Source organism: Candidatus Uabimicrobium helgolandensis, from assembly GCF_041508025.1.
GTDB classification, from domain to species: Bacteria; Planctomycetota; Uabimicrobiia; order Uabimicrobiales; family Uabimicrobiaceae; genus Uabimicrobium; species Uabimicrobium helgolandensis.
In genome coordinates, this window is sequence record NZ_CP165719.1 from 2,183,403 (window position 1) to 2,201,301 (window position 17,899).

9 protein-coding genes are annotated in these 17,899 nt (G+C 34.2%); 7 read left to right on the plus strand and 2 right to left on the minus strand.

Going from position 1 to position 17,899, the window contains the following annotated elements; all coding sequences use genetic code 11:
* Nucleotides 1-65: 65 nt before the first annotated feature.
* The 6 genes from UABHE_RS08035 (at nucleotide 66) to UABHE_RS08060 (ending at nucleotide 12,105) form a co-directional block, all read left to right on the plus strand.
* Entirely contained in the window at nucleotides 66-716 is a 651-nt protein-coding gene (locus UABHE_RS08035; RefSeq protein WP_372369733.1) for an arylesterase, read from the plus strand.
* Nucleotides 713-1,399: an ABC transporter ATP-binding protein gene (locus UABHE_RS08040; RefSeq protein WP_372369734.1), complete on the plus strand. Its 687-nt coding sequence runs from the start codon at nucleotides 713-715 to the stop codon at nucleotides 1,397-1,399. The genes UABHE_RS08035 and UABHE_RS08040 overlap by 4 nt, the downstream gene beginning before the upstream one ends.
* Entirely contained in the window at nucleotides 1,383-3,914 is a 2,532-nt protein-coding gene (locus tag UABHE_RS08045; protein ID WP_372369735.1) for an ABC transporter permease, read from the plus strand. The genes UABHE_RS08040 and UABHE_RS08045 overlap by 17 nt, the downstream gene beginning before the upstream one ends.
* 90 nt (nucleotides 3,915-4,004) lie before the next feature.
* The gene (locus UABHE_RS08050) at nucleotides 4,005-6,689 is read left to right on the plus strand and encodes an EAL domain-containing protein (RefSeq protein ID WP_372369736.1); all 2,685 of its coding nucleotides are present in this window, start codon (nucleotides 4,005-4,007) and stop codon (nucleotides 6,687-6,689) included.
* Between the two features lie 9 nt (nucleotides 6,690-6,698).
* Nucleotides 6,699-9,629 (plus strand): protein kinase, encoded by a 2,931-nt coding sequence (locus tag UABHE_RS08055; RefSeq protein WP_372369737.1) that lies wholly within the window; start codon nucleotides 6,699-6,701, stop codon nucleotides 9,627-9,629.
* On the plus strand, nucleotides 9,619-12,105 hold the full coding sequence (locus UABHE_RS08060; protein ID WP_372369738.1) for a serine/threonine protein kinase: 2,487 nt from the start codon (nucleotides 9,619-9,621) through the stop codon (nucleotides 12,103-12,105). The genes UABHE_RS08055 and UABHE_RS08060 overlap by 11 nt, the downstream gene beginning before the upstream one ends.
* A 144-nt stretch (nucleotides 12,106-12,249) precedes the next feature.
* On the opposite strand, the gene UABHE_RS08065 is transcribed toward UABHE_RS08060, so the two are convergent.
* Entirely contained in the window at nucleotides 12,250-12,885 is a 636-nt protein-coding gene (locus tag UABHE_RS08065; RefSeq protein WP_372369739.1) for a histidine phosphatase family protein, read from the minus strand.
* 33 nt (nucleotides 12,886-12,918) lie between these two features.
* Between UABHE_RS08065 and UABHE_RS08070 the strand changes: the two genes are divergently transcribed.
* Nucleotides 12,919-13,575: a DUF2459 domain-containing protein gene (locus tag UABHE_RS08070; RefSeq protein ID WP_372369740.1), complete on the plus strand. Its 657-nt coding sequence runs from the start codon at nucleotides 12,919-12,921 to the stop codon at nucleotides 13,573-13,575.
* A gap of 191 nt (nucleotides 13,576-13,766) precedes the next feature.
* Here the strand turns inward: UABHE_RS08070 and UABHE_RS08075 are convergent, their stop codons facing one another.
* Entirely contained in the window at nucleotides 13,767-17,555 is a 3,789-nt protein-coding gene (locus UABHE_RS08075) for a DUF4062 domain-containing protein (RefSeq protein WP_372369741.1), read from the minus strand.
* Nucleotides 17,556-17,899: the final 344 nt, after the last annotated feature.

Genomic DNA, 17,899 nt, shown 5'->3' on the forward strand with positions numbered 1-17,899 from the left:
AAATACAAGACTGTGCTTTGAGAGTTTATTAGACGCGCCCCAAGTAACGTGAAAGGATTTTATTTATGCGCTATTTTTATTTTCTTATAGTGCTTATTTTGTTTTCTGGTTGTTCAGAAAGAGAAGAACAAAAAATCTCTTGGGACGAACTGAAAAAAACAACTACAGACAAAAAAGTACTTGTTTTTGTTGGAGATTCATTAACCGCTGGTTATCAATTACCAAAACAAAGTGCCTTTCCTTATTTAATAGGAAAGAAACTTGTTAAAAGTAATTACATTACCCGTAATACCGGTAAAAGTGGCGCAACATCAGCCTACATACTTGAAAATTTAGATTGGTATTTACAAGAAGATGTGCGCGCTGTTTTTTTATGTATCGGAGCCAATGATGGTTTACGTGGTAAAAGTATTAATTCAACAAAAGAAAATATAGAAAAAATCATAGATGTATGTCGTAAAAAGAAAATAGTCATCGCAATGGCTGGTATTATGCTGCCAATCAACTATGGTAAAGAATACCGCGCAAAATTTTATAACATGTACAAAGATATTGTAAAAAGTTACAATGTACCCTTTATGCCTTTCTTACTAAAAGATGTGGCAGGTGTTACTTCTTTGAACTTAGAAGATGGTATTCATCCTAATGAAAAAGGGCACGAGATTATATCTGACAATGTGTTTAACTTCATAATGAAAGAAAATTTATTACAATGAACACTCTTCTTTCTTTGAAAAATATATGTAAAGAGTTTTCCTTCGCTAATGAAAACTTAAAAATACTCGATAGTATTAATTGCGACTTGAAATTTGGAGAAACAGTAGCTATTACTGGGCCAAGTGGTAGTGGCAAGTCTACACTCTTAGGTGTTATGGCCGGTTTAGAGCCACCAACATCAGGAGAAATTCTTTTTGAAAAATATGCAATTCACAATAGTACTGATGATGAATTATGTTCTTGGCGTCGCGATAAGGTAGGATTTATTTTTCAAAATTTTCGTCTAATAAAAACACTTAGCGCAATAGAAAATGTAGCTTTTCCCTTGGAGATAAAAGGCAAAAATGCCTTAGAAGCCCAAAGCAAAGCACGCGAGCTACTTACAGCACTCAATCTTGAAAAGCGCTTACAACATTTTCCACATCAATTATCTGGCGGAGAAAAACAGAGAGTAGCTATTGCACGCGCTTATGTACACAATCCTAAAATTATTTTTGCAGATGAACCGACAGGTAACTTAGATGCACATAGTGCACAAAAAGTTTTAGAAAGTTTATTTGCAATAAATGCAAATCATGAAACAACACTTATTGTTGTTACCCACGACACAGCTATTGCAAACCGTATGTCTCGTCGCTTAGAACTCATAGCAGGGAAACTAAAAAATGGCCACGACAGCTAAAGGTATTTTTAAATTAACTACGCGTATATTTTCTTATTACTGGAAAAGAATAGTCTTTTTTGCACTGTGCATGGCTTTGGGAATTGCTTTCCTTTTTACTGTGGGTAACTTAACACATACAATCACTGAACAAGTTTCGTCACAAGCGCGTGAGATATTATCTGCAGATATTGAAATATCTTCGTACCGTTTGTTTAGTGAAAAGCATACTAGTCTTTTTTCACAATTAAAAGAAAACGGTTATAATAAAACACACATAGTCAATTTTGTATCGATGGTTAGTGGTAAGGACGACTCTTTTTTAGCAAGTATCAAGGCAATTGAGAACAATTTTCCTCTCTATGGTGAACTTCATATTCGCGGAGAGCAAAAACTGGCCAAAAACCAGTGTTGGATCGATGAGAGCATTGAATTGCAATTTAACTTACACAAAGGCGATGTAATTGCTCTAGGCGACAACAAATTAACAATATGCGGTATTATTTTAAAAGAGCCAGGACGCGTTTTTAATGCCGCGGGTTTTGCCCCACGTATAATGATTCCTTACAATGCTTTACAACAAACAAAGCTTATCGAAGAGGGAAAAAGTCGCGTTCGTTACTCTTACTTGTTTTCTCGATCTTCTTCATACACTGATAGCGATGTCCAAAAAACCATAGATTATCTTCAGGAAAATATAAAAGAAACCTACGTACGTATTACCTCTTACAAAAATACTCAGCGCAGTGTAAATCGAATAATGCAAAGACAAAGCTATTTCTTTTTACTCATCTCTGTTATTACGCTGCTTGTTGGAACAGTAGGAATGGGCGCTAGCATATACACTTTTTTGAGCGAACAATTAGAAGAAGTCGGCATTTTTCGTGCTTTAGGTATAGAAACAAACAAGATTTTTCAACTGTACTTAGGAATATGTATGTTAATAGGTCTTGGCGGAGGGATTATTGGGGCTATTTTAGGTTATATACTAAATACATTGGGATTTCGTTATATAATTTATTTGCTAGAACTCAACTTAGACATACAGCCAAACGTTCATTTGTGGTATTTTGCAGAAGCGATTGTTCTTTCTATCCTCTTAACAGTGGTGATTAACTACTATAAAATAAAAAACTTAGCCTCTGTTTCGCCTATGGACATTTTTCGCGGCGAAATTATAAATAAAAACTTAAGCTGGAAGTCAAGAGCAATAACTTTTGTATTGACAGCAACTATTTTTTTCGCATATGTATACTATAAAAGTAATTTACAGACGGCGTTTTATTTTTCTTTAACTCTTATCACTGTTATCACACTTACCTTTACAATGATTGCTTTTTTTCTCAAAATACTAAATTGGTGTTTGCTTCTTTTTCATTCACCCAAGTTTTTTGTACTTCGCTGCGGAGTTAAACAATTGGTAAGAGAAAGAGCTCGCACTTTTGTATTTTTAGTTTCATTAACAATCGGATTCTCGTTGATTAATACTTTAAATTTAGTATATACTAGTTTAACCACTGAAGTTTTTTCACTCAATTCGAGTCGCGTTCCAAATATATTTCTAGCAGATGTGTTAAAAAAGCAAGTACAACCAGTCGAAAAAATAATTAATACGTTCACAAAAAATGAAATCGAATTTTCTTCTTTAATTCGCGCCCGGCTTAAATCTATTAACGGTAAAATAGTGCAGCGCAAAACTAAGGTAGCTGATGAAGAAATTGAGCAATATCGCTGGCGTACACGTGAATATAATTTGACATACAAGGACAAACTAAATACCAGTGAGAAAATCATCGTTGGAAATTTTTGGCAAGAGGGAGCTACTCAGCCACATATTAGTTTAGAACGCGATTTTGCTCAAAGAGCTAATTTAAAAATAGGTGATGCACTTAGTTTTGATATTCAAGGAATTGTCGTTAGTGGAAAAGTAACTTCTATTCGAAAAATCGATTGGCTGAGTATGAGGCCAAACTTTTTTGTAGTAATGCCTTCTAATATATTAAGTAAAGCACCACAAACGTTCATCGCATCTTTTAAACTTGATTCAAAAGAGAAAACAGTAACATTACAAAAAGAATTATCTCAGCATTTTTCCAACGTAGTTGTCATCAACGTAACAAGTGTTTTAAAAGTTGTAGAAAAACTCATGGGCTATTTCTTATCTGCTTTACAAATAGTAGCATGGTTTTGTATTGCTGTTGGCGTTATCATATTAGTAGGTACTCTAAGTACAGGACATACTGAGCGTCTCAACCAAGTAGCACTATATAAAACTATGGGTTGCCGAAGGAAAGAAATTGTTTGCATCGATATTGTGGAGTTTTTGTGTATTGGTATTATTACGGCTATATTATCTTTTCTTAACTCTTTTGGGCTAGCACTTATACACAATTATTATTTTGAACTTAGTACGACAATACACTATACACAGTTCATTTATTTTGCTTTTATTGTTGTTCTTCCACTACTAATTGGAATGATTGTCAATCGCAAAATCTATTCTGCTAACGTTATGCAAAACTTTCGCAATGAATAAATAACATATGACTTATACATACCTAGGGGTGGTATTAAATTATACATTCATCTCTTAAAGAAAGTGTCATCAATCTAGAGAAAGTCCAATATGGAAATTATTTTAGCTGTAAAATTAGGGCTGAAACCAGGAACAAAAATTAAAATAGATATATTTCCTGCTATGTTTGGTTCTGCAAGTGAAAATACTTTTTCTTTTTCAGAGCTAGGTGTAGCAACACAACACTTCCTCATTAACAAAAAAGATAATAAAATATTTTTACGCCCTATGGAAGGAAAGGTGACTTTGGTCAACAACATAGTTGTTGAAACTAAAGTAGAACTAACCAATTTAGATTATATCACTGTATCAGAAGACTTGATATTACAAATTCATTTTACCAAAAAAATATCACGAAGAACAAGCAAGGGATATGATCAAATTAAAATGAAGCCAGGAGGAGTACTTCGTCAACGCATTGATGTCGAAAAAACTTCTATTCTTGAACCTTCTACTCAAACACTAAAATATAGCCATAAAGCTTTAAAAGCAATCTACACAGTGCTACGAAAATGTAATAGCGAATCTAATGACGAGCTACTTTTTGATCGTTTACTAGATGCATTATTTGAAGCTGTAGACGCAGAACGTGGTGCCATTTTTTTACAAACAGATAAAGACAATTACGAAGGTAGATCTTTTTTAAATAGCATGGGCGAACGCGACGAATTCCCCGTATCATCTACCGTGCTCAAAGACGTTTTAGAAAATCGCGTTTCTATCATTTCACATATTCCAGAAGAAGAACGTCTCAATTCATCAGAGAGCATACGTATGCAAATGGTAGGTTCTTTTATCTGCGCTCCGCTCATTTCTTATGAAAAAATATTTGGCGCTTTGTATCTTGATCGTACAATACTTCACAACCAACCGCAACTTGTAGAAGAAGGAGACGGCTCTTACCCTAAGCCTTTTATCATTGAAGACTTAGAGTTGCTTGTTGCCATTGGAATTCAAATAGGAGGAAGCTTAGCAAAATCTTTATTGATTCGCAAAGTTCGCAAGTCTCTTATTGAAAAAGAAAAACTGGTTCAGGCTCTAGGCGAAAGTGAAGAAAGATACGCTCTTGCTGCGCGAGCTGCAAACGATGGACTATGGGATTGTAATATTGAAAGCGGCGAAGTCTATTACTCAACACGTTGGAAATCAATGTTGGGTTATGAAGATGATGAAATTCAACCACTATTAGATGAGTGGTTTGGAAAAATTCATGAAGAGGATTTTTCTAAAGTAAAACAAGAATTCGATGAACACGTAGCTGGAAATTTACCGCGTTTTCAAATTGAACATCGAATGCTACACCGTAATGGCAGTTACATATGGGTTTTAAACCAAGGCATTGCTGTGCGTAACAACAATGATATCATTACGCGTGTTGTTGGTTCGCAAACTGATATTACAAAAAGAAAACAAGCGGAAGCTCAACTACTACACGATGCTTTTTATGATATCCTTACAGGATTACCAAATCGTGCGCTTTTAATGAGTCGTCTACAAAGAGCTATTTATCGCGCTAATCGCAGCGAAAAATATATATTTGCTGTATTGTTTATGGATCTTGATAGTTTTAAAGTTATTAATGATAGTATGGGGCATGTTACAGGAGATGAGTTACTTGTTGCAATTGCTAATCGCTTAAAAAAAGTAATTCGACCTGGCGACACAGTTGCCCGTTTTGGCGGAGATGAGTTTACTATTCTTCTCGAAAATTTACAGAGTATAGAACAAGCATCCGAAATTGCAGATATTTTAAACGAAGGACTCGCTGAACCTTTTACTTTGAATGACCAAGACTTTTTTATGGGAGCAAGTATTGGTATTGCTATAGGTAATACAAATTATGAAGACCCTCAAGATCTACTACGTGATGCTGACACTGCTATGTACCGAGCAAAATCGCGTGGCAAACCTTATGAAGTTTTTGATAAGCAAATGCATGAATCAGTGATAATGTTGTTAAGATTGGAAACCGATTTACGCAAATCTCTTGTAGAGCAAGATTTCTTTTTGTGTTATCAACCAATTGTTGACTTGAAAACATTTCAAATCACAGGCATGGAATCTCTTATGAGATGGCAGCACAAAGAACGAGGTCTTGTTTCTCCTGGTGAATTTATTCCTTTGGCAGAGAGAACAAAACTCATTATCGATTTGGGATGGTGGGCTATTCGCGAAGCTTGTCAACAGCTCGCAATATTTCAAAAAGAATTTTCGCGTCCAGATCTAAGTGTTAGCGTTAATATGTCCGCTAAGCAATTTGCAATACACGATTTAGGACACCTAATCGAAGAAGTGGTTAATCAATCTTCCATAAATACTAATAGTTTAAAACTTGAGATTACCGAAACAGTACTGATGGAAAATGCCAAAGCAATGATCAAAACATTAACTGATTTAAAATTGATGAATCTTGATCTCTATATAGATGATTTTGGAACAGGTTATTCTTCTCTTAGTTATTTACACCGATTTCCTATTAGCATTTTAAAAGTAGATCGTTCATTTATTTGCGAAATAACAAAGAAAGAAAATTTCGAGATTGTTCGTACCATTATCACCTTGGCCCACAATTTAGATATGAAAGTTGTGGCTGAAGGCATTGAAACACTTGACCAACTTAAACTTCTTATGAAATTAGGTTGCAATTATGGGCAAGGAAATTTATTTTCAGTGCCCGTACGTAATAATGAAATTGCAAAAATGCTGTCAAAATCTCATCGTTGGGATTTTCTATAGGAGGTATTCATGTCTGATGCTTTATTTGGTAAAGCAGCAGTGTTACTTGACTATATAACACCGCAACAATTAACCGAAGCTTTACAACATAAAGAACAGTTTGCAAAAGTTCAACTTGATATGGATCTTGCACAAATACTTGTGAACAAAAATTATATTGCAGAGAATCTTATTGATGAGGTTAAAAGCTATGCAAGTAAATTACCACAAACTATTCAGAAAGTATCATCCCCAGGTCAAAACATCCCACAAAAATACCAAAAAAAATTAGGTCGTTATTTCATTATTTCTAATTTAGGTAAAGGTGCAATGGGAGAAGTCTTTAAAGCCTATGATCCTCACCTTGATCGTATTATTGCTTTAAAAGTTCTCACTTCTTTAGAAAATGAAAATAATGTCGAGCGTTTTCAAAGAGAAGCTCGCACAATGGCACAACTTACTCATCCTAATATTGTTGCTGTTTATGATATTGCTAACGAAGATAAACAATATTTTTTTGCAATGGACCTTATTGAAGGACAGACATTAGATCAACTTTTGCAAAACAATACTTTAGACTTCAACGATGTTGTCACTATTGTTCTTCAAATTGCCGTTGCTGTCGAGTACGCGCACTCCCATGGAGTAATTCACCGCGACTTAAAACCAGCGAATATACTATTAACACATGAACTTGAACCAAAGGTCACCGACTTCGGTTTAGCAAAAGTTGCTCATGAAGATCAAAAGCTTTCACAAAAAGGCATGATCATCGGAACTTTGCAATACATGCCTCCAGAGCAAGCAGAAGGCAATCTTCGATTAATAGATGCGCGCAGTGATATCTACTCTCTTGGAGCCATACTATATGAAATGATTACCAACTTTCCTCCATTTTCCGCTCCTACGTTTAATCAATTAGTTAAAAAGATTACCAAAGAAGATCCGATTTTACCTCGCGGTATTCGAAGTGATGTTCCAAAGGAGCTAGAAGCCATTTGCTTAAAAGCCCTGAACAAACGTCGCGAAAATCGCTATCAAAACGTAAAAGAATTTATTTGGGATATAAAATGTTTCCAACAAGGTAATTCTATTCAAGCAAGTGCTGTACATTTGCAAAAAGTTCTTCTCCATAAGTTTAGACGCCACCGCAAACTGTCACTCGCTTTTGCCTCAATTATTACTTTATTACTAACGATTTCATTTTTCCTATCGCGTAACGAATACCAAGAGTACTTAGAAAATACATTGCAAAAAATTACGATCGCCGAACAAGGAACTGTAACTGTCCAAAGTCTAAAAAGCAAACATGACTTTTCAAAAAATCTAACAACTACAGCTAAACTCGATCTAGAAGAGGCACTTCTTCGTTCAATCACATTGCACACTCTTGTTGATCAAGCACTTTCTATTGATCGGCATAATGAGTACTTAAAAAACAAAAAACAATTCATTGCTATGCAATTATTAGAATTAGCATTGTTGCTACCTGATTTATTTTTAGCAAAAATGTTCACCAAACATTTCGACAATAGCGACGATATCTATCAAAAATATATTGCTCAAACTCTTGCACAGGAAAAGAAACAAGCTAAGTCTAAACTAAAAAAAATATTTTCTCATTGCTTACAGCAACATAAGATAACAGATGAAGCGCTAACTATCTATGCAAATGAAATTAGTTCACTTCCTTACACGGCAACTGTATCTATCTTATTAGCAAAGGTCCGCAGTAGTAATAAACGAGAAGCAAAGTTAGCCATACGTTGTTTAGGAATGTTAAACTCCGAAGAAGTGGCTACAAAATTACAACGAGACTTACATTTTTTTCTAAAAAAAGATCACGAGCTAGCTTTAGAAACTATCGATACACTAATAAAACTTAGAAAAAAAATCGAAATTTTAAACCCAAAATCCCTTTTAAAGTATAAAAAATCGACTATAAAAGAACATTTATCGAGAAAAATCAATTGGGTAACTTGGTTAGAAGAAACTCCTGACACCGAAAAACTAGGGCAAAGTTATGTGGCTTTAGGTCAATTTGAACTTGCGAAGGTTCTACTAGAAAAAAAACATAGTAGTTTACAAAGTAAAATTTCGTTGGCAAAGACTTATATAGAGTTGAGAGAATTAGATAAGGCAAAAACTCTTATTTCAGCCTTGCCAAAAAATGATGGTCTTTATAATTTTCAAGCTCAAATTTTACTATATGAAAAAAAATGGAATACACTTATCGATGATAACTCTAATATATTTAAAGATGATACTCAAAAAAACTACTATATTGGAGCCGCTTATGCCCAAAAAGAATCGATTAGAGCGGTAACCACTTTCCCTGTTCTCACCAGAAAAAACCAAACGATAGATTTTTTAGTAAACAAAGGTATTTTTTATCGAAAAAAAGGCGAATACGAAGAATCGTTGAAAGCTTTATTTTCGGCAAATTCAGTAGCGAAGAATAGCCCGAATATTTATATACAGATAGCTATTACACTTTTAAAACAAGGCGATGTAAATACTGCACTCTGGTATTTAAATAAGGCTGATTTACGCGCTCCTGAGAATAGCGATGTGTTAATATGGAAGGCCGAGGCGCATTTTTCGATAAAAAATTGGGCTAAATGTATTTTCTTATGTACTAAATATCTTTCTAACAATACACACAGTGAAAAAGCGCACCTCCTTATCGCTGAAAGCTATCTGTTTTTGTCAAAAAATAATGTAGCCGAATCGCAAAAAATCAAACAACTTGCTATTCATCATTTTGATAAAGTGTTAAATGTAAACAAAAAATATGCTCGTGGATATTTTTTACGCGCAGGGCTTTATAGTGATTTGCAATTGTATAAAAAAGCCCTTAAAGATATACTTCGAGCAAAATCGCAAACAAAAAATCGAACGTTACTAAAAAAATTGAAACTATTATATGGCCAAATAAAGGAAAAACAACGTGTTGAATGAGCAAGAAGATTTGCAGTTTAGAGAATCGGCTATTTCTCTAAAGTTTATATCAGCAAAACATCTACAAGATTGCATAAACTTACAAAAGCAATGGTTTTTTGAAGGAGAACATCTTTCATTAGAACAATGCTTACTGCGTTTTGGATATCTAAATCAGCAACAAGTAGATATTATCCATAAAGAAATCGAACAAAAAGGACCGCAGCACCAAATACTAAAGAATTTCGGACGGTACCAAATTATTCTTGAAATAGGTCGCGGTTCGATGGGGATTGTTTATAAAGCGTACGATCCTCAGCTCAAGCGCGTTATTGCTATAAAAATATTGCAAGGCAAAGGACATGACGACGTTGAACGTTTTATGAGAGAAGCAAAAGCTACAGCGAAACTAAAACACCCAAACATTGTCGAAGTTTACGATATTGGTTGCTTTGATCGTAAATATTTTTATGCGATGGATTATATCGACGGTGAATCACTTGAAGAATTAATGAAGCGCAAAAAATTAACGATTAAAAATTCGTTGAACTTTATGATTAAGATTTGTGAGGGGATTGCTTATGCTCACGAAAATGGAATAGTTCATCGCGATTTAAAACCAGCAAATATTATGATTGGAAAAGATGGTATTCCCAAGGTAATGGATTTTGGTTTAGCTAAAATTCTCGATGAACACGATCAACTTTCCAAAAGTGGTATGATCATTGGAACCGTTCAATACATGTCCCCAGAACAAGCAGAAGGAAAAGTTCATCTTGTAAGTACTGCAAGTGATGTTTATTCTCTTGGCGCGATACTTTACGAAATGATTACTGGTAGACCTACTTTCATTGGTAATTCTTTTGCGCAAGTCGTAGATCAAATTCTATACAAACTACCAACCCCTTTAACACACATAAAAAAAATCATTCCCAGCGAACTAGAACATATTTGTTTAAAAACGTTAGAGAAAAAACCTGAAAATCGTTATGAAACTGCAAAAAACTTTTTACTCGATTTATCTAATTTTGTTCAAGGAAAGAGCATTGCTGCGCAAAAAACACAACTAAATTTTAAGGACGTTTTTTTACAGGCTAAATTTTACAAAAAACGTATTATTGTTATTTGTATTCTTACAGTAGTTCTCATTATAAGTTGCTTTTTTTCTGGTAACTATAACAATAAAAAACGATCGCAAAAAGTTATGGCCTATATTGAAAAAAATTTACAAGCACTTAAAAGCTACAAAAATTTCTTATGTATAAAAAATAAACCTTATATTTTTTTTGAAGAAGACCGCGAGCACTTATACAAGAATCTCTCTGGATATATCCAGCTTGATAGATTACTACAACAAAATATTCATTTTGAACAAAATATTGCACAACCATTAATTATACAAATAAAAAAAGAAATCATTCTTCAATCGTTACTTTATGGAGGCGATTTTTCAAGCACTCTGTACTTAAAAACTTGTGAGCCATTGATGAACGATAAGAATTTTTATGACTTCCAACAACTCATTTTCGTAAAACAAAACGAAATGAAAATTAATTTTGTTCGTCGCGTTGAATATATAATGGATAGAATAAGTGAGTTACAAATAAATATAAATAAAAAACAAGAGTACCTACACATCGACGTTTATTGTCAAGAAATAGGTCGCATGCCTTTGAAATATGTTATCAACTCAGTTGCTGGATATTTAGAATCGAAAAATGTATTGCAGAAAATGTTAGCAATTCGCGTACTTGGAAATATAAACAATAATAATTTGAAAATCGATAATAAAAGTTGCACAGAACTCATAATAAATAAATTTCAAAATGCGCAAAGTAATTTCATTATAAACGAATTGATTATTGCATTACTAAATCATAATAATTCTCAATCAATAAACTTTCTTTATAAGTACTTATCGCAAATTCCACCTTATACGATTCTATGGCAACAAATAGTGGAGAGATATAGCACCACTTTACGAAATATTTCGAACTATTCTAATGATAAAGAACTGTCTCTTAATGAAAATATCATCCGATTTATTGAGAACAAAATGTTGTATAAATCCTCCACGATTACCAATAAATCACCTCTGAAAAAAGTGGCGTATTCAACAAGATTTGTTGATGTATTGTATCAACATAAAAACACTTTACACTGTAGGACATTTATTTTTAATGAAAACGACAACTCAGTAAAGGCAGTGAGCCCAAAACACGCTTTTTTATCTTATTCAGAACAACCAAGTATTGATACTCAACTAGAAAAAAGAATCCTAGATTTTTTCAAAGCCCAAAATTTTTCTTATACTCAAGAAGAAATAGAACATATCGAGCGCATTCAAATTGCGAGAATAACCTTTGATTTATATGTAACTACTGTAGAATACGAATACCAATTATCTGGTAAGAAAAAGAGTGCTAAACAAAATTTTTATGCTGCAAAATTAGCAAATCAATATTACGTAATTGCAGCAGGTACATCATTACCTTAGTACTTTGGAACATTAATTTTTGTTTCAATTCAAAGTATAGAAAACCGTTAGAGAAGAAAGATTACTTGGCAATAAAAATATCATTTATACCTGTTATGTGATCTATGATATAGAAGCTTAGAGTGAGAATTACAATTACTAGTATCATTTTAATCTCCATTCACCGCTGCCTAAAATTTCAATTTCAGCATAGCCTGCAAGTGGTAGTTGATGGCGTTCATACCTTTTCCATATAGGTGTTTTCATCGCATGTCCAATCAAAGTTGCGCATATATCACCATGGCTAAAAATAATAATTGTTTTTTGCGATGAATACTGCTGTATCTTTTTAATACTTCGATTGGTAGCATCAAGTAAAGATTCACCATTCTCAGGACGAGGGTCTTCTCCTCGTTTCCAATTTTGTATACGCCACGGCCAATCTTTATTGCCCTTATTCATTGATAAAAAATCAACAATGGTTTCTTTTTTTCCTGAATATTTATTACCCAAAAAAACGAGATCTCTTGTTTCGATTGCTCGATTTTTTGTAGAGCTAATCCACAAATCAATATTGCGATCACATAATATTTTTCCCAAAGAATTGGCCTGTTTTTTTCCCAATTCAGTAAGACTATCTTTATCTATTCCTAATGGAGGCTGAGATAAATTTTTGTACGCCTGTGCATGACGAACAACGATAATCGTTTGCATTACCTTCATTGAAGACCTGAAATGTAAAAACATACTTATAAACATAATAATAGCGCAAAAAAATGCTATTTTTTGTAAATTTTTCACGGTAAACTCCTAAATTTTTGTTTGAGATGATAAATGAAAAAAGTATACAAATACACAAAGATATCAATATTAACTTTTCTAGGAACAGTAGTAGTATATTTACTCGTTGCCTTATTGTGTTCATATATCACAGTAAATTCTCCAAAAGTGGAGAAAACAACACACCAAGTGTTTTTAAATTCAAACGGCATTCACCTTGATATTGTGTTTCGAAAACAAGACTTATCATCTATTTTTCTCAAGGGCATTGTGCATAACAGTTCTGAGCACTATCTTTCTTTTGGTTGGGGGGATAAAAAATTCTATTTAGAAACGCCTACATGGGGAGAGTTTAGTATAAAAAACGCTTTGCAAGCTTTGTTTTGGTATAGTGAAACTTTAGTCCATGTAACAAGATATTACCACAAACAAGACCATTGGGTAGCAATTTCAGTAACCACTAAACAATTGCAAGATTTGGCTAGTTTTGTCGAAAATTCTTTTTACGTCTCAAATTCCTCTAAACAAATTCTAGATGTAAGTTATCATTTGTATGATAATTTCTATAAAGCCAAAGGATCTTACTGTTGTTTTTACACGTGTAACACTTGGACAAATTCGGCATTGAAAAACAGTGATATTAAAGCTTGTTTATGGACACCGTTTTCCTTTAGATTAATGGATATTCATAGAAATTTAAGCAAAAAATGATGTTAAATGTTAGATAAATTTCTGCTATTATCATTGGCAGTTTATCCACCAAGTTCCATTCTTCTTTTGAAATCGTTTTCTTTGTTCGATTTATTATGTATTGTCGTCCACACTCTTTACATTTCTGCTTTGCTTTTCCGTACACGCTTCCATTTTTTATAGACTTCTTGAGATCAACAAACATTTTATTATTAGGTATGTAATTTTAATATATACAAATAATCAGATATTTTACCGGTAATTATACCATTTTCTACTAAATCAATTTGTTCAATAACCATTGGAAATGCGACCACTTCATCACCACTTTCTTTGCACACTACAATACTATCCGTATCGCGCATTACTGCATAATAAGACTGTTTGCGCGACCATTGTTCCACTTTTGCGATACCGTGAATTACTGACGTACATTTGCGGTCAGGAACATCCCATATGCGAATGGTTTTGTCATCAGAACAAGAAACAATGGTATTTTGATCTATAATTGCGATACCATTGATAGATGATTTATGCCCAACAAGGCTACATATACATTGTTGTTGTTCACTGTCCCAAATACGGATTTTTTTATCGAGGTATCCACCACCACTTATTAAAATGCGTCCATTTTCATTCATGCAAACGGCAGTCACATGATCTTTATGCCCTTTGAATACACCTAGACACTCATTATTTTTTGTATTCCATAGTCGAACAGTTTCATCAGCACTTCCGGATGCCATACGTTTTCCGTCAGCACTTCCTCCTACACACCAAACCATACTACGGTGTCCTTGATATTTTTTAGGCTCGGTTGGTTGATCGATGTTCCATTCACTTACAGTTTTGTTTTCTAAACCGCTAAAGATTTTGTCATCATCTATATACACACTCATTACACAATCGTCTTCTTCTAAAGAACGAAATGTTCCATTAGTTAAATTCCAAATACCTGTAGATCTATCTCTACTTCCTGTAACAGCGACATGTGCGTTCATTGCCACACTTTCAATAACTTCAGTGTGCCCTTTTAAGGTCAAAGGTGGTATTTCTATCGATGTATCCCAAACACGAATAGTATTATCATAAGAACCAGAAACAACCATTTTATGATGGCAAGCAACACTTGAGACCCATTCTTCATGACCTCTTAATTCTAAAACACACTCTTCTCTCTCGATATCCCACACTTTCACCAGATGATCCCATGATCCAGAGACAATTCTTTTTTTGTCAACATCAATGCAAACGCTAACCACACTTGTCTTATGGCCCTTAGTGTCAAAAATAATATTATGAGTATTTAAATTCCATAGCGAGATAGTACCATCTTCCATTCCCGCAACAAGATAGTTATCTTGAAGAAACAAACTTTCAACGGCTGCGTTAGTAACGATGGTAGAGTGTTTTCCTTCGGCAATGTCCCAAATACGAATTGTTTTATCATCGCCAGAAGAAATGATGCGTTGTAAATCGTTGGTTAAAAATATCGAAGTAACCGAAGGGCTATACCCATAAAATGTCTTTAGACATTCACCTGTTTCTAAATCCCATAAGCATATTTTTCCATCTCGTCCGCCAGAAGCGATTCGATTTTTTTGGATATGTACACTTTTTACTGAATCACTGTGACCTGTTAACGTTTTCCATAGTTCTCCTGTTAACAAATGCCAAATGTAAATATCGTTATCCTCTCCAACAGAGATAATCTTTTTGTCATCGCCTGTAACACAGATTTCGCGTATCATAATATCTGGCTGATCTATCGTTACTAGACACCTACCACTTTCAATATCCCAAACTTTAATACAACCATCTTGTCCTGCCGAAACAATTTTATGACCATCAAAAGTGATGCACACACACATAATTTCTTCACTATGACCGCGAAATGTTTTTGTTAAAGGCGAATCAAGTCTTGCTGGTAAGGGGCGTAAACTTTGTACCCAAGCACACTTATTTCCACTTAACTGTTTTTGCTCTCGCCAATAACTAACAACTGTGTGTAGCTTCGGTTCTTGTTTGTCCCACGGACCTTCATTCACCGCACAATAGTGATCTTTGGCCTCTGGACTATCGTGCCAAAAACCGCGATTCCATAGACTTTGTAACAGGTGTTGACCATAATGGCTAAGGAATTGGATGTCCATTTGTAAAATACGCCGTAGCAAAGATAAAATGCTACGCGACATCACAACTTTCGGTGCGATCTCGACTTCAAGATCTTGCGGAATAGACGCAGCTTCTCCATCTATAGCCATTTGTAAATTGTAATCGAGATCTGCAACCATATTTTGCGAACATTTTGCTTCAAGGAAATGAATATCAGCAAAAGTGCGCAGCAACAACTCATATTGCTCTGCCCATAGCAATTGATAAGGAATTTCTAACAACGCTCGGTCATAAGAATACTTTTTGCCTGCAAAGTATTTTGCCAAAGTTTCGTGGTATTTGCGCATACCTCCTTTACCCAAAAGCATTTTTATACTACGTTCAAATTCAGGGTGAAAAAAATTAAGTAATTGCTCGCGAAAAATAATAAAATTTGCCAAACTCTTAGAAAGTTCCAACAAAAAGTCGTCCGAAATTTGTTCTTGGTATTCACTCAACAAAATTTCATGTAATTCAACTTCGGCAAGACCATAACGACTCGCGGCAATAACTCCTAAGTAACAATTAACTTTATTTGCTTCATACTTATCTTGTAAACGCTTTACTATTTGATGAAATAAAGTCTCTACTGTTTGTGCTAACTGCCCTACTGCAATTCCGCCAGCAACAATTTCGTCTAAAGCCACTTTTAAAAACAGCGGATTCCCTGCTGCTCTTTGTACCAATGCCTCTCGTTCTTCTTTTTTCAAGACCAATGAGTGTTGTTTCTCATAAAGAGAAATAATTTCATATATCTCTTGCTCTTCTAAAGGTAATAATTCCATACAAACTACTTGGAGAAATGTTTTGACAATTTGCACTTCTTCTATTGGTCTTGTAGTTATAATGACACGTGTTTGCGGTGGACACCACTTTGGTAGCCAAGAAAAATTGTGTTCGTCCATTTCATCTAAACCATCAATAGCAATAATTAGAGGTTGGTGATTTTTTTGTAAGGCATTGCGAATTTGCGCTGATAGCAAAGAGGGGGCGGTTTCAAGATCTTCATCTATAATATTTAATTTTTGTAATTGTTGTGACAAACTTTGCAAAATTCCCAAAAAAGTACGGCTATCCCCAGCCATATTCATATAGTGCCCAACAACTTTTTTATCAGAAACATGCTTTAAAAATTGCGATAATAAAGCCGATTTTCCCGTGCCGGCGACAGCCTCAATTAATAAATAATTTTTGTCATCTTGATTCTTACAAAAATTATTTATTAATTGCAAATACTTATCGCGTCCTACGAATCCACGTACTTTTTCATCAATAATTTCTTGTAGCGCTTGTTCGCGAGTATACTCCTCTATAGGAACAATCTGCCGTGGAGGAAAATCCTTATCAAGAATATTTTGTAACTCAGTCTGAGTGATATCGATGAGCTCTTCTAGGGACGAGTAGTAGTATATACGTTCTTTAGAAGCGATTAGTCGTTTCTTCAATTCCTTTAATTTTTGTGGTGTATTTTCACTGTCTTGCGTAAAGCAAAAAAAGCGCCTATGTGGTTCTATAGTTTCGAGAGCACTATTTATTTCCATTTCTGTAATTGAAATATGTGCAATATTTTTTTCGTTATAGCGATCATGTTCTGGGCACCATCCGTAGCGCTCTCCTAAAATGCCAACAAAATACTGTGATCGATCTACCATTTCCAAACACCATTCAACAATATTTTGATCATTTCTTCGGTCACGCCAACGTAAATCATAAGACAAAATATGAAGTTGTCGATCATATACATTTTGCTGAATTTCTCGAAAAATATTTGTCATGCGATCTCTCTCTAACTCAAGATCTTTGAATGTTGAGCTGACAAATACTTTTGCTGTCTTCCAAATATACATACTTATCTCCTAATTCTCACACTAACTCATCCACAATCAAACTATATATCGCAACATACAATATATGTTATACGAAATGACAGCATTTATGTTAGATGCAAAGTAATAAAAATATTCGTTTGTTGCTGAAAATGACCTCTTTGCTATTCTTTTTATGATAGTCATTAATAATGACAATTACAAAGAATAGAATAAACTCAATAAAAGATAAGAAAAACAACTGAAAATAACAAATTGCTTCTTGAAGCGTTGTTATATCGTTACGGTGTAGGGATTCCTTGGCGAGATTTACTTCTTAGATTTGGGAATTTAAATCTATTCATAATAGATTTGCTCGCTGGAGC